This window comes from Solibacillus sp. FSL H8-0538, from assembly GCF_038003525.1.
Lineage (GTDB): Bacteria > Bacillota > Bacilli > Bacillales_A > Planococcaceae > JBBOPI01.
The window spans coordinates 92,506-106,798 of sequence record NZ_JBBOPI010000002.1 but is presented as its reverse complement, the minus strand read 5'-3'; the positions used below and the strand labels follow the sequence as shown (position 1 = coordinate 106,798).

13 protein-coding genes and 1 pseudogene are annotated in these 14,293 nt (G+C 36.3%); 11 read left to right on the top strand and 3 right to left on the bottom strand.

Annotation, left to right across the window (positions count from 1 at the left end; all coding sequences use genetic code 11):
• The first annotated feature begins 2 nt into the window (after positions 1 to 2).
• Positions 3 to 386 carry a DUF5388 domain-containing protein gene (locus tag MHH87_RS18495; RefSeq protein ID WP_340751300.1) on the top strand — a complete coding sequence of 128 codons (384 nt, stop codon included), beginning with the start codon at positions 3 to 5 and terminating at the stop codon, positions 384 to 386.
• Between the two features lie 272 nt (positions 387 to 658).
• Here the strand turns inward: MHH87_RS18495 and MHH87_RS18490 are convergent, their stop codons facing one another.
• Positions 659 to 1,132, bottom strand: a complete 474-nt coding sequence (locus MHH87_RS18490) for a hypothetical protein (protein WP_340751299.1) — start codon at positions 1,130 to 1,132, stop codon at positions 659 to 661.
• A gap of 1 nt (position 1,133) precedes the next feature.
• Positions 1,134 to 1,328 (bottom strand): helix-turn-helix transcriptional regulator, encoded by a 195-nt coding sequence (locus MHH87_RS18485; RefSeq protein ID WP_340751296.1) that lies wholly within the window; start codon positions 1,326 to 1,328, stop codon positions 1,134 to 1,136.
• A 352-nt stretch (positions 1,329 to 1,680) separates the two neighbouring features.
• Between MHH87_RS18485 and MHH87_RS18480 the strand changes: the two are divergent.
• From MHH87_RS18480 to MHH87_RS18455, 6 genes and pseudogenes are all read left to right on the top strand, one after another.
• A pseudogene (locus MHH87_RS18480) lies at positions 1,681 to 2,817 on the top strand (IS3 family transposase).
• 302 nt (positions 2,818 to 3,119) lie between these two features.
• Positions 3,120 to 3,596 (top strand): hypothetical protein, encoded by a 477-nt coding sequence (locus MHH87_RS18475; protein ID WP_340751294.1) that lies wholly within the window; start codon positions 3,120 to 3,122, stop codon positions 3,594 to 3,596.
• A 177-nt stretch (positions 3,597 to 3,773) separates the two neighbouring features.
• Entirely contained in the window at positions 3,774 to 3,941 is a 168-nt protein-coding gene (locus MHH87_RS18470; protein WP_340751292.1) for a Fe3+ hydroxamate ABC transporter substrate-binding protein, read from the top strand.
• Positions 3,942 to 4,356: 415 nt separating this feature from the next.
• Positions 4,357 to 4,566 (top strand): hypothetical protein, encoded by a 210-nt coding sequence (locus tag MHH87_RS18465; protein WP_340751290.1) that lies wholly within the window; start codon positions 4,357 to 4,359, stop codon positions 4,564 to 4,566.
• Between the two features lie 73 nt (positions 4,567 to 4,639).
• Positions 4,640 to 5,473: a CPBP family intramembrane glutamic endopeptidase gene (locus MHH87_RS18460; RefSeq protein WP_340751288.1), complete on the top strand. Its 834-nt coding sequence runs from the start codon at positions 4,640 to 4,642 to the stop codon at positions 5,471 to 5,473.
• Between the two features lie 577 nt (positions 5,474 to 6,050).
• Complete coding sequence (locus MHH87_RS18455; RefSeq protein WP_445683137.1) at positions 6,051 to 6,392, top strand: DUF3889 domain-containing protein; 342 nt, start codon at positions 6,051 to 6,053, stop codon at positions 6,390 to 6,392.
• Positions 6,393 to 6,417: 25 nt separating this feature from the next.
• Here MHH87_RS18455 and MHH87_RS18450 read toward each other — a convergent pair whose 3' ends face one another.
• A complete protein-coding gene (locus MHH87_RS18450) occupies positions 6,418 to 7,158 on the bottom strand; it encodes a glucose 1-dehydrogenase (protein WP_340751286.1) in 741 nt (246 codons plus the stop codon).
• Positions 7,159 to 8,467: 1,309 nt separating this feature from the next.
• Between MHH87_RS18450 and MHH87_RS18445 the strand changes: the two genes are divergently transcribed.
• The 4 genes from MHH87_RS18445 to spoIIP all read left to right on the top strand — a co-directional run bounded on the left by MHH87_RS18445 (position 8,468) and on the right by spoIIP (position 14,004).
• A complete protein-coding gene (locus MHH87_RS18445) occupies positions 8,468 to 10,018 on the top strand; it encodes a primase C-terminal domain-containing protein (protein ID WP_340751284.1) in 1,551 nt (516 codons plus the stop codon).
• Positions 10,019 to 10,385: 367 nt separating this feature from the next.
• On the top strand, positions 10,386 to 11,237 hold the full coding sequence (locus tag MHH87_RS18440; RefSeq protein ID WP_340751282.1) for a DegV family protein: 852 nt from the start codon (positions 10,386 to 10,388) through the stop codon (positions 11,235 to 11,237).
• Between the two features lie 1,338 nt (positions 11,238 to 12,575).
• Positions 12,576 to 13,115, top strand: a complete 540-nt coding sequence (locus MHH87_RS18435) for an RNA polymerase sigma factor (RefSeq protein ID WP_340751281.1) — start codon at positions 12,576 to 12,578, stop codon at positions 13,113 to 13,115.
• Positions 13,105 to 14,004, top strand: a complete 900-nt coding sequence (spoIIP, locus tag MHH87_RS18430; protein WP_340751278.1) for a stage II sporulation protein P — start codon at positions 13,105 to 13,107, stop codon at positions 14,002 to 14,004. The genes MHH87_RS18435 and spoIIP overlap by 11 nt, the downstream gene beginning before the upstream one ends.
• Positions 14,005 to 14,293 lie beyond the last annotated feature (289 nt).

Here is a 14,293-nt window from a genome sequence, read left to right as displayed (position 1 = left end):
AAATGAGTAATCTATTAAACAATGGAAATCCGAAAAAGAAGCTACTCAATCGAGGCCCTAAAATTGTGCCAGCACAAGAGTTCAAGCTAGAGCTAACAGACGAACCAGTAGCAGAAGCCCCTGTTCAAGAACCACAACCAACACCGGCACCACCAATCGTTGAAGAAAAGGCATCAAAAAAACGCGATGCAGCCCAAATCACAAGCGTTCGCGTAACCAAAGCAACACGTAATAAACTAAATGCCCTTATTCAACTAGGTAAAGCCGATAATGTCGACAACTTAATCGATATCCTCTTAGACGAGTACATTGAATCCAGCCTCGTAAATGACGAAAAGAAAACCTTTCATCTCGTTCTCGAAATCATTCAAAAGCGAGATCGCTAATCAAAAAAACAGCTTACGAGTTCAAAATTCGTAAGCTGTTTTTATTTTTTTTAGAAATTTTAACGTGAATATTGCGTCTCATCAGAAAAATGCGGACTTACAACGGTAAGTGATTTTTGGGATTTTCTAATATAAAAAGCTTCCAAACGAGGGTTTGGGAACTATAATTACAAAATTTAACTATCGGGAATTGTTGAATATATTTAAAAGCACAAAATACTACTAATAATATTTTATACTTTTAGGTGTGCTTTATCTTTAATAAAAGCTTCCTACATTAAGTCTTTATTTTTCATATATGAACTACGCAATGATATATATTGCGTTCCAAACAAAAATACACCCGCTATCGCTAAAACTATAAGAAATTCTAACTGATTTTCTCTACTATCAAAAAACGAGACACTTCCGAATAAATTGAAAAAGACGCCTAAGATAAAATAAATAGCAGCAAATCCTATACTTTTTACTCGTAACAACTTTACTTGTTTTTTATATTCTTTCTCTGTACTAATATCTGTATACTCACTACCAGAAAAAATGTAACGTCCCCCTACATAAAGGATGATACTAAATAAACAAATAACAAGCATTAATTTAGATGTCATAGAGAATAATAATTGACTAATCATCATTAAAGCTAAAATAAGTACAACTTGTATAACAGCGGCTTCTGCTAAAAAAGTCAGCATTTGGCGTTCTTTATACTCATCTTGTGGCAAGAAAGTTTTAAGCCAGGTTTTCACGTTATTCAACCTCCCAAAATAAACTATCTAATGTTTGAGTTAACTCACTTGCAATTGCTATACACAGACTTAATGTTGGATTATAATCGCCTTTTTCAATTAAGCCAATTGTTTGTCTTGTGACCCCGACTTTTTTAGCGAGTTGCTCCTGCGTCACCCCTTTTTTCATACGGACAAATTTCACGTTATTTTTCATATCACGCCTCCAATGCAATATATACATTGCAAATGTTAACTATATATTACATTTCGTTGTGTAAACTTGCAATAAATTTAATTAAAATCAACGAGAAAAGAGGTAAGAGGTAACGAACTAATTACTAATGTATACTGAAAACAAAAAATGTCCCCAAACACCGCTTTTGGTGTGTATTTCGAAAATGAACATAGTTGCGATATACAGGGTAAAGCATACCAAAATGAATTTAGAGGCATTCAAGGGAAGTTAATTACTTTTGCTCATGAATACAAAATGGATGTAATATAGATGCATGGACATACCTCGCCTAACTCACTAAAATAGAGGTAACGAGAGGACGTGTCCGAACATGAGTCAAAAAAAATATAATCAAGAGTTCAAACAAACAGTAGTCGAGCTTTATCGCTCGGGTACAACGGTCAGCCAACTATCAAGCGAATATGGTGTATCAGAAGTAACAATCTATAAATGGATTAAACTACATTCCCCAATTGAAGGGGCTGGCGAGTTAACTGCAGCGGAAGTCGTTGCGATCCAAAAAGAAAACCTCCGCTTGAAACAAGAGGTAGAAATCCTAAAAAAGGCTATGACCAAATTCGCGCAAAAATAGAAGACCAAGAGCTGATCGACCATATTACCAAAGAGAGCGAACATCAACCTGTTCAGTTGATGTGTCGTGTATTAAAGATGCCAAAAAGTACGTATTATCAATCGTTTCAGAAGAAGCCCAATAGCTACCATGTTGCCAATGAAAAACTGCTGGCACGTATTCGAATTATTCACAAAGAAAGTGATGAGCGATACGGCGCACCAAAGATTTTTGAAATCCTGAAACGAGAAGGATATACAGGCAGTATTGATCGCATACAGCGCATTATGAAACGAGCAGGCATTCGTTCGAACATTACAAAAAAAGTACAAACCGGCGTCATCGAAAACACCAGTGGAGGCGCGTGAAAACGTGCTGGAACAAGACTTTACAACCGAAGCCATCAATCAAAAATGGGTGGCAGATATTACGTATATTCACACACTGCGTGACGGTTGGTGTTATTTGGCGTCGGTTTTAGACCTACATACAAAGAAAATTGTCGGCTATGAATTTGCCCGTAGAATGACGGTAGATCTAGTTTTAATCGCACTTGACAACGCTGTGGCAGACCAAAAGCCTGCACCTGGTCTTATTATCCACACAGATTTAGGGTCGCAATATACAAGTGAAGATTTTCAAAAACGCTTAAAGAAGTATGAGATGATCCCATCATTTAGCCGAAAAGGTTGCCCTTATGACAATGCGTGTATCGAATCATTCCACGCTACGCTAAAAAAAGATGAAGTATATAGAAAGCGATATGATGGCTTTGAAACAGCACGTATTGCCTTATTTAAGTATATTGAGGGCTGGTATAACCGCAAACGTATTCATGGTAGCATCGGTTATTTCACACCTGATGCCTATGAAAAAATGTGCCGAGCAGTAGCATAATAAACGAGGGTAAAACCACACATTCCCCACCACATTTTTCGGGCGCAACTTCCTATCATTTCCGCTCTACATCCCGAGTAGGCGGTCAAAGGCTCTTTTCACTTTGACGGGCTACTCGAGATGTGGAACACTAAAAAATGGATGTTGCGCAACAAAAAAGTTAAGCAAAGTGTGTCTAAAATCTTGACGTAGATCCAATGTCCCCAAACACCGCTTTTGGGAACCTATTTACAAGGTTTTTCAAACTATTTGTCGAAAATATTAAATTATCATGAATAATATTTTAGAAAAGGAGATACCCAATGACTTTATATTCTGTACTTGTAGCAAATGAGCCTTTACCAACGATTGATTGTACTGGAATTACAAAAATTACAGTGAGAGAGTTAAAAAAATTATATCCAATTACGCAAGAAACACCTGAACAAACATGGCATTTAATGCCTGATGATGCAAAGATTTTACATGCACCAGATGAATCAGCTTTTGGTCGCTTGAAAATATTTGAATGGGAAAATCCACCGTCTGATTTGGAGAATTATAATTATCAACCGTATGTTTACTGTATCGAAGGGAATTGGAATTCAACATTTTTAAATGACTTATTAAATTATTTAAGACAATCTATTAAAAAAGAACACGCAGCTGAGTTGATCCGTTTTTGGGCAGAAGACTATAATCAAATACTGAAAAAAAGACAGATTATTATCGAAGACATTGAACTACATCATCTTGAGAATTTAAAGACTGAAAAATACATACACATCATTTTTGATTAGAAATAGAAAATGAGTATTCAATGACCATTTATTAATTAAATAGTTTATAAATAGCATATACAATAAACGTTCCCAAATAAAACTTTGTTAACAAAATTATATTGAAATTGAAACGTCTAGACATCTCAATCGTAATAAAGTATAGACATAGTATTATTGCGGATAGGAGGGTATATGATGGCATTAATAATTCCAAAATGTATGAAGTGTAATACAGAAATTAAAGGTGATCAAGAAGTATTTGTACAACTTAAATATCCGAAAAGAAAAGGATTTACTGAAATCAAAGCTTTTTTAAATCTAGAAGGCAAGTTTATCTGTAAAGAATGTTCAACTAAAGCATAATATTTAAATATTATGCTTTAGGAATACCCAAATCAAAAAAGCCAGTCCAATTAACGAGGATTTTGGTGCAACAACGATTTATAAAGCATACAAGATAAACCTGATAAACGTTCCCAAATGGAAGTTAGGGAATAAAACACCCCATTCAATTGAATGGGGTGTTTGCTTTTGGCTGCCTATGATTAGTATGCCTCCAAACCACGCATTGGGTGAATTTTTTCTTCAACTAACGCAGCAGGTAAGTTCAATAAAAATGTGAATGCGTTAAGTAAATAATGAAGTGGATTTTTTAAATTGAAACTTTATATGAATCAGAACGTAGAAAAGTATAGTAAATATTAACAAATTAAAATCTAATGAAATATTCCTGTGAAACGAGTTTAATCTAAAAAATATTATTTTCGAGGTGAAAAGGTTGAGGGATCAACAAGAAAAAAACTGTGAAAAATGTGGAAGTAAATTAATTAAATGTTTTATTGATAATGGATTTAAAGGACTGATAGTTAAAAATCCAGAAGGAGATAGATTTCTCTCGAATAAGAAAAACACTACAGTAAATCCATATATATGTAGTAATTGCGGTTTTGCTGAATGGTATGCTGAAGAACCAGAAAGGCTGATTTAATAGACAAAACCAAGATTCATTTGATTTGAAATAATATTAATATCTACGGGTACTTGGAAGGAAAGGATTATAAATGAATAGTGTTTTTCAAGTCACAAAAATAAGAAATCTTTTAATATGGATAATCTCAACGATTATAGTAAGCATTTTTGTCTCTTCTTTCCCATTAATTAAAGAAATACCAAGCGAAGGAAAGACAAGAATAATGATTGTTTTTATTATGTATATTGTTCCTGTTTACTGGTTTACAATAAAGTTGAATCAGTGCAACAGTTCTTTAAAATTCTTTTTAAAAAAGCCGAAGGAATCAGTTAAAGTTAGAACAATTTTTGCTTCTGTGATTATGCCGATGTTCACAGGATTGGGTTTATTATTATTTGTAACTGCGATATTGTTTGTTGTTTTTCCCCAATCTCCAAGCGAATCAGATGTTTTGCCCGTGAACCAAGAGACAGTTTTATGGATTTTTATTTTTAAGATAATTACTTTAGTTCTGATTGCCCCAATATGTGAGGAAATAATTTTTAGAGGTTTCTTATTAGGAAGGTTATCTTATAAATTTGGGGTGAAAAAAGGAATAATCTTTTCATCAATCTTATTTGGAACATTGCACTTAGATAATATATTCGGGACAACAATAATTGGCATTATAATGTGCATATGGTTTATTAAAACCAAGAGTCTCGTTACTCCCATACTCATACATATTGTTTTTAACTCAGTAGTTGCTCTGAGGGATATATACTTTTGGTTTAATTTAAATACAGACATTCAGGCAACGTCAACTCCTCCTATTTTAACAATTTTAATTGGTGCGACTATTCTAATCGTGTTAGGTTTGATTTGGATTATCCCATTTTTAAAGAAAAATTGGGTATCTTCTTTAGAGAAAGGCTTACCTTTGTAATCTAAATGCCTCTCTTAGAAAAGAGAATACAAAGCCGGTTAGCTATTTTATGGGAATTTAAACTATATTATCTATACTTTGATCGTATTTAGAAGGAAGCCATTTATCTGATATTAGTGCAGTATTTTCATAACAGTATTTAGCGACTTCTTCAACTAAAAGGGTGCTTTAGTGCAACAAGGATTTATAAAGTATACAAATTAAACCTAATAAACGTTCCCAAATAAAAGTTTGGTAATACACAAAAAAGCTCGAAACACTGTTATATCAGCGTTTCGAGCTTTTTCTCGTTTGCGGTTGTTATGCATATTTTTATACAACTACGTTTGAAGCCCTTGTAGGATAAGGAATCTGCTATTTCTAAAGGAAAATGCACTGACGCATATTCTGCATAAAATATTGCATACGCAGCTATTTTTCTTACGGGACCCAATATGAATAGGTATATGTTAATTGCCTACTGAGGCGTTTTAAAGAGGCCTTGCGAAAGTATTTAATACCATGTTTTTCTGAATTTTTTTTACATAGGACCGGTTTTAAAGTGGCATATTAACAAAAAAAGAAAGTGGGTTTAGATGTGAGAAAACTTTTTATTACGATTCTTTTGGCTACATCAATTTATACGATTCCAATGATCTATGTCAATCTAGTAAATGCTTCAACAATACAAGTAAAGCCTAATCCCTCATATGCAAAATGGGGTATTCTCGCAATCGAAAAGGCTGCTAAAAAATATCCAAATGCACAAGTGACGGATTATTTACATATAGGTCGAAAGGTCGGGAATCAATCCACTACTGAGAAATTTAAGTTGATTTTGAAGGAAGGTAAAAAAGAATTCGGGCTTTTCGTCACGATTGAATTTGATAGTAAAACAGAAGAAGTCATTCAGCTAAACTTTGAGGAAACAACCCCTTAATTTTACCTGACGGATGTTGGATCAATTAATATTTAGCGGTTAATCCACCATCTAGAATGAATTCAGACCCCGTTGAATAGCTGGCATCTTCCGCCAAGAATAAGACTAATTTTGACACTTCCTCTGGTTGCGCAACACGTTGTAGCGGGATCGATTCAGCTAATTGGCTCACCGAATCTTCAATGCCTTCTTGCTGGACCATTGGCGTTAATATGACACCAGGGTGAATCGAATTTACACGAATGCCAAAAGGTGCTAGTTCGATGGCAGCGGACTTTGTCATCCCTCGCACTGCAAATTTAGAGGCATCATAAGAGATTGTACCAGGACCTCCCCTTAGTCCGTTAATGGAAGAAATATTGATAATGGCGCCATTTGTTACTTTCTTTAGGGAGGGTGCCACCGTTTTCATCCCTAAAAAAACGCCGACTTGGTTGATGTCGATTACTTTGCGATAGTCCGCTTCTGTGATTTCTTCTAACGTTTTACTAATAACAATCCCTGCATTGTTGACAAGTACGCTAATTGGACCGTATTTAGCTTCTGTATCTTCTACAACGGCTAACCACTCTGCTTCTGATGTTACGTCATGTTTAAAGAATGTGACATTATCACCTAACTCCGCTGCTAATGCTTGTCCTTCTTGCACCAATACGTCGGTAATAACTACCTTTGCGCCTTCGCCAACAAATGCTCGAGCATGTGCAGCACCTTGTCCACGCGAACCGCCTGTAATTAATACTACTTTGTTTTCAAATTTCCCCATTGATATCACCCCTAAAAATTATCGTAAATCTCCTACAGTCCATAGTATTCTTTGGATGGGAAAATATGATTAATTTATTTTGAACCCTCGTAAATTAAATTAGAGGCTACTAAAACGCCTCATTAGGAGCCAACCTTTTCGAATCGCCAATATAGGAGCAAAAGTAGAAATGAATTATCGTTTTGATGATAGACACCAGACGAAATTTCATCAGCTTTTTGTTTTATAGTGGTAGGGGGGATGTTAGTTTCAAGGAAGTCCTCTTCAAAGTATATAGGTATATGCATATACGGATATACCCGTATATCTTGGATGTCTAGAATGAAAACCCTGCTACATGAACGTTTGGGGTCCAGCTGGTAGAAGGAGTAGGGGAATGAGGAAGAAAGAAAATGAACTTTTATCTAAGGGAGAAACGATGATGAAACAGGTTATAAACAAACGTTAGAGGATACTTACGCGACGATTCTTCCTCACTACCATCGTAATATTTTTGGCTTTTCTTAATGCTACTTAGCTTCACTTGCTATCATATTTTGAGTTGTATATTCTTTTGGCATTATTGCGCAGAAAAAAATAGAAAGACACATCTCGGTCAAAATCGTACGAGATGCGGTCCTTACTTAGGCAGCTATGAAAGTTATCTCTTCGTATCTACGAACAAAAGCCGAAACTAGTTTGAGTCAAGATCCGTTCTAATCGACAAAAAAAGCCCCTCATGAACGGCTATTTCCCCAAAATCTAAAGTTACCCCCAAAAATATATAGATATATGGGTATATAGATAAATGCCTATATCTATATACCCGTATACCAATTTATACATATAGTTCACGTTCAAGAATGGCTGTAAATGAACGTTTAAAGAACGTATACGTACATATTAATATATGCGAATACGAATATAACTAACTATTAGTATACTCGTATATTTATATACGAGAACGGGAAAACGCGAAAAATGCTATTGCATCAACGTTTTGGAAGTCCTATAATCTATGTAAATAAGTGTTAGGGAAAATAAAAAGAAGCCATTCCAACTTGTCTTTGGCCGGACAAGGAATGACTTCACCATTTTTGCCTAATCGATCACAATTAAATCGTGAACGACAGCAGTATGCATAACTTTGTGCTACCAACACATCAGTTATGTATTTATTAACTATAAACTGTAATGATTATAACAAGGCGAGATTTAATTTTCAATAAAGATGATTGAAAATTGTATTTGTGCACTTTTTTTTAGTGTACCCAAATTTCGTAGGTTTATAGCTAGTAGCGTTCACTCACTCATGGGGGAGGACTCGCTATTGGCTATTTTTGCGTTTTCTGGGCAAACGGATAAGCTCACAAATGTCTTTAATACAATCCTTCATGAAGGACTACTTACATACAATCCAAAATCATCAAAAGCACCAGCTGATCTCCAACGCAGAGCAAAGCAGCTCGATAAGCTCCATAAAAAAGGGGCTGTCTTTGCTGTGCGCGATAAAAGCCATTTTGAATGTGGCGTGAAAGGCTACATCATTACCTCAAAAGAAACGTTAATCGAGCAAGCGGATCGCATTTCACACTTCACACCAAACGTATTCCGTCGCTACTACTACGCAGATGACAAACGTGAAACAATTAAAGGTTTTGAAGAAAAGAATCTCCTGCAAATCAATACATTCGTCATCGACATCGACACGCAGCGTCATAGTGTAAATGATATTTTACTAGCATGTATAGATGAATGCATCGGCCAACCAACGCTCATTCTAAAGTCAGATAGAGGATATCAGGTGTACTTCGCCTTAACAAAACCATTTTTCATTTCCAATAAATATAACTTCCGCAGCTTAAAAGTCGCAAAGCGCATTGCGGACAATATAAAACGCAGCTTATCAAGCGTCGAAGCAGACCTACTCTGCAACGACTTTGGCTTTTTCCGCACGCCTAATACGAAAAACGTGCGATGGTTTAATGAGTTAGCAACATACGATCCATCAACATTAATTGCATGGTCCCAACGAAAAGATGCAGACGAAGGACGCGAGCTATACGTTGTGCCACAAAAAACAACAAGCTCCGCACTCTTAAACGCAGATTGGTTCCGCCAACTCATACATACAAAGGCCGTACAAGGACAAAAAGGACAAATCGGGCGTAATAACATGTTATTTACGCTTGCTTTAGTGTGCTATCAAGACGGACGTGATCAAGCGTATGCGTACGATTTACTCGACGAATACAACTCAAACTTACACGCACCGTTAAAGCCGCAAGACATCAAAACAATCCTAGCATCTGCCTATTCAGGCAGCTACCACGGACCAAAAAAAGAATACGTCGAGCAGCTACTATCATTATATGTATGTACTGAAATGGACATGCCTGTTTCATTTGGGAAAACGATTTGGTACAAGCATAAAAAAGCGCGAGAAGACCGCACACGCAGTCATTTACATGAGTGGGAACAAGATATCACAAACTGGATTTCGGCCGAAAAATCATCATCGGAACCGTTTATTTGGCGTACCCAAAAAGAACTATGCAGCGAAATCGGCATCTCAAACAGCTCCTTAAACAAGCTCCTGAAGCAATCTAAAAAACTACTGAAAACAACAACAGGCAAAGGACGCAATGCAAAAACAGGCTGGACAACAGTCGAGCACTACATCGCCTATATCATTTGGCTAAAGAAAGACCTCGGCACACGTTTTGGCGAGGCTATCCAAACAATCGTCAACGAACATATCGATTTACTAGAACCAGTAGCTGGCTATAAAACACTAGTAAACTATGTACAAAAAATGAGACATGAGCAGCCCATTACCGAACAATTATTCATGGCTGACTACTTACCCGGCACTGGCTAATTAAATACTCCACTCTGCCATTACATATTTCTTATTACCAGTTTCTTCCTTTTCGTATTGAGTGGGTATCATTAGTTATATTTTGGGGCGTGAAGGGCTTTAGCCCAGCCCCCTGGGGAACCTCTCGGCGTAGCCAAACGCTATAATACTAACGCTATACAACAAGATCAGGCCGACTTGTTTTTAGGCAGCAGAGAAGCCTATGAAATTTGGATTAGACAAATAGTTATTCAGAGAAGGTAGTACATTCGATAGTAGTGGTTCTAAAATGCATGTAACTATTTATCCTTTAATTGGATGATTTACCCTTTTGATGTATAGTTAAAGTAAATTTTACAAGCCAAGCACAAGTTGGAGGGGATCTATAGTGAGAAGGATTATTTTATCGACCGAGAGTGGGGCGGATTTGCCGAAAAATTTAGCGGACAAACATGATGTACAAGTGGTACCGATGCACGTCATCATGGATGGACAGGATTATTTAGACGGTCATCTACCCGTAAAAGAAATTTATGAGTATCATGATCGCACAAAAAAGATACCCTCTACATCTGCCACAAATGTCCATGAGTATCATGAGTTTTTTACAAAAATTAAAACGGATTTTCCAGATAGTATCATTATTCATATTGGTTATACGTCAAAGGCATCGGCTTCCTTTCAAAATGCGTTAATTGCAGCGGAGGATTTACAGGATCTTTTTTTAATTGATGCGTTGAACGTGACAGGTGGATTAACTGCAGTTGTGATGTATGCAGTTAACTTGCTAGAGAAAGAACCTACGATTGATCCTGCTCACTTAATCGAAAAAATCAAAGCAAAGGTTCCTAAATCAAGGCTGGCTTTCATTCCTGGTAGCTTAGATTTTTTAAGAGCAGGTGGGCGCGTAAGTAATTTAGCGTATCTCGGAGGTGCTTTGTTGAAAATAAAACCATGCATTGAATTAGTGGAAGGAAAGCTTGTTTCAACTAAAAAATATCGTGGCAATATGAGCGCTGTTGCTGAAAAATTAATGCGTGATTATTTAAATCAATATGACATTGATCGACAACAACTTTATTTTATGTACTCAATCGGACTCAGTGAAAGTATCAAGCAACGGATGAATGAAATTGCCAATGAAACGGGTTTCGAAAATATCACGTGGATTCAAGCCGGTGCCATGATTTCTACTCATTCTGGTCCTGGAGGCTTTGGGATTGCCGGAATAGAAAATTAATCTTGTATACCGTACATTGAAAATCTAAAAGGCTCCCCGATAAGAGGAAGCCTTTTGTTTTATGCCAATTTATTAAGGCGCAGGTTAGTTGAACAAGTTCGCGCTCTAATGGACACAACGGGTGCTGTTGTGTCCGCCGCAGAAGTTCTTCTCATCGTTACCATCCTATTAAATACAATTACTCTGATTGTATATCGTGACAGAACAGCCAAGTAGGACGTGATATTCCAGTTTGAATGGTGGAAGTGTATCTAAAATTGTGAAAGAGGTACATTTTATAAAAAGACTTGACTGCTTTGTCAGTCAGAGGACGTCTGTGTTTCGCAGGCGTCCTTCTTTTTAGATTCCATTGCCCCCGATAATAATTAGAGTACGTCATATAACTCTTCACTTCTTATTTAACCTCTTCGAATGTGCGACATGATTTGCCATCTGTTTCATCTTTCATATGCCCCAAAACGATTCCATAGGCGCGTTATCCCTACAGTTCCCACGGTGAGACATCGCTTGTGTTAATCCTAATTTCTTTGCAAGCTTTAGGAAAGTAGGGCTTGTATTATGTACCCCTTGTTCGGAATGGATTATTGCATCTCCCCACATTTTCCTTCATTTGTTTCACTGTCCTTCACAGTGGATACGTACGCCTAGTTTGTTTTGTTGTAACGGATATACGTAATACAGATACATAGACGTTGCCAGTGACACCGGTCTTGAATTCACGATTTAATCGGGTTGGTAAGCGTTTGACCAATGCTGAATAGGCAGAGAAAGAGGACCGTGGTATCCACCTACTCGGTACAGCTTATTTCAAGAAAACAAACGAAAAAATATATCCATATATAAATATATCCGTATACGAATATATCGGTATATGGATATACGCCTTGAAAAATATGGCGTTTCAACGATTGTGGGATCACTGGTAAGACAACAAACAGCACGGTGCTTGCCACGCACTATCGTTGATGGGGGACAAGGTGCTGTTATGTGAAGAGGACCCATATCAAACGCATTGGCTTTGATACATTTATTCTCCATGAAGGTATTAACGGGTATGGAGAAGGAAGTTCATTTCATGGAACTTTGTATAAGGTTACTCCACTTTTGGAAACAAAAGATTCAGTATGTAGAGGAAATTCGTCCATTTTCTTTTCAGATTGGTACGTTTTCGAAGCCTTTGCCAATAGCAAGTACACCCCTTAGTAAATCGGATGTTAAATAGGAATTATTGCTAATTTACTAGAATTGGTATACATAGATCAATTTCAAATGAAATAATTGTAACCTTTTATTTACCTCAAACGAATAATACGTGAATACACAATGAGGGGGGACAGCTTGATTGATTTAAAAAACGTAGAGTCCAGTATAGTTGTAATTTACAATAATCATTATTTAGACGTGTTTAGATTTCTTGTTTGTTTTTCAGGAAATCAAAATGATGCAGAGGACTTGACACAAGAAGTATTCATTCGTGTGTTAAAAAACTTACCCAATTTTAAAAGCGGAAACAATTTAAAAACTTGGATATTTTCCATAGCCAAGCATGTAGCGGTGGATCACTATAGAAAAAAGAAGTTTATTTCTGTTTTTAAGAATGGATTTTTCACACAGTTAGAATCCAACGATAAGAAGCCGGATGAAGTGTTGGAAACAGCTGAAATGGAACAATTTGTACATGAAGCGATTTCTAAATTGAAACCTAATTATAGAGCGGTTGTTATCCTTCGTGGCATTAACGAGTTTTCGATAAAAGAGACTTCTGAAATTCTACAATGTAGTGAATCCAAAGTGAAAGTAGACTATCACAGAGCCTTGAAAGACCTCAAAAGAAAACTAGGTATGGATGCTAAGGAGGCTTTGACAAATGCAAAATGAAAAAGATCTATTTAATAGGATTAAGGAAACGTATCCTCAACATCCAAGTGAAGACTTTATTGCATCAACTGAAACGAAGCTCAGACAAAAGGCAAGAAGTATGAATAAAAAACGGATGGTAAATAGAATATCTGCCGTTTCAAGTGGCGCGCTACTTTTTACACTCGCTTTTTCATGGTTCTTCTTCTTTAGTGGAAAAGAGGTAATGACAAATGTTCTAACTAATTCTCATGGAGACCAGTCCGTGTCTTCCGCTGCTGATGAAAAAGCTCCATTAGTGTTGATTTATCACTCACATAATCAAGAATCATATATTCCAGAACTGAACATAAAAAATCCTAGAGAAGCATTTAGTGAGACGAAAAATGTTACTTTGGTTGGGAAGGCGTTCAGCAAAGCGTTAAAGGAAAATAAGATTAACGCTATCCATGATGATACGGATATTTTGGGTATCTTAACTGAGCGAAACTTATCATTTGCCGATTCCTATACAGTTTCTAGGGAAATAGTACAAGAATCATTAACTGAGCATAAGAGCATTAAAATGATTTTTGACATCCACAGAGATTCTCAAAAAAGAACAGATTCAACCATAAAAATTGGTGGAGTAGATTATGCGAAAATTTTATTTGTTGTATCAAAAACAACTGATAATTATGAAGCGAACAGAGCCTTTGCTATAGGCCTTCATAAAAAATTAGAGAAATTATATCCTGGATTATCCAGAGGTGTAATTGGAAAAGGTGAAAATCCTCGGAACACATATAATCATGATCTTCAAGAGAACTCGGTATTGTTAGAAATTGGGGGAATTGAAAATACATTGGAGGAGTCTTATAGAACGACTGATGCCTTAGCTGAAGCTATTAAAGAAATGATTCAGGAGTGATAAATAATTGTTGGGTGGTTTTCTATTAAAAAAGAAAACCAATGAACTAATATATTCGTATATTAATATATCTATATACGAATATATTTGTATATCCATATACGAATTAAAAAACATGGAGTTTCAACTATTGTGGGAGCAGATGTGTCAGAAAACAAAAAAGCGATTATAGTAACGTTCGGGAATTTTAAGGGGGGGCACTGGTAAGACAACAAACAGCACAGTGTTTACCACGCACTATCGTTGATGGGGGACAAGATGCTGTTATGTGAAGAGGACCCATAAGCAA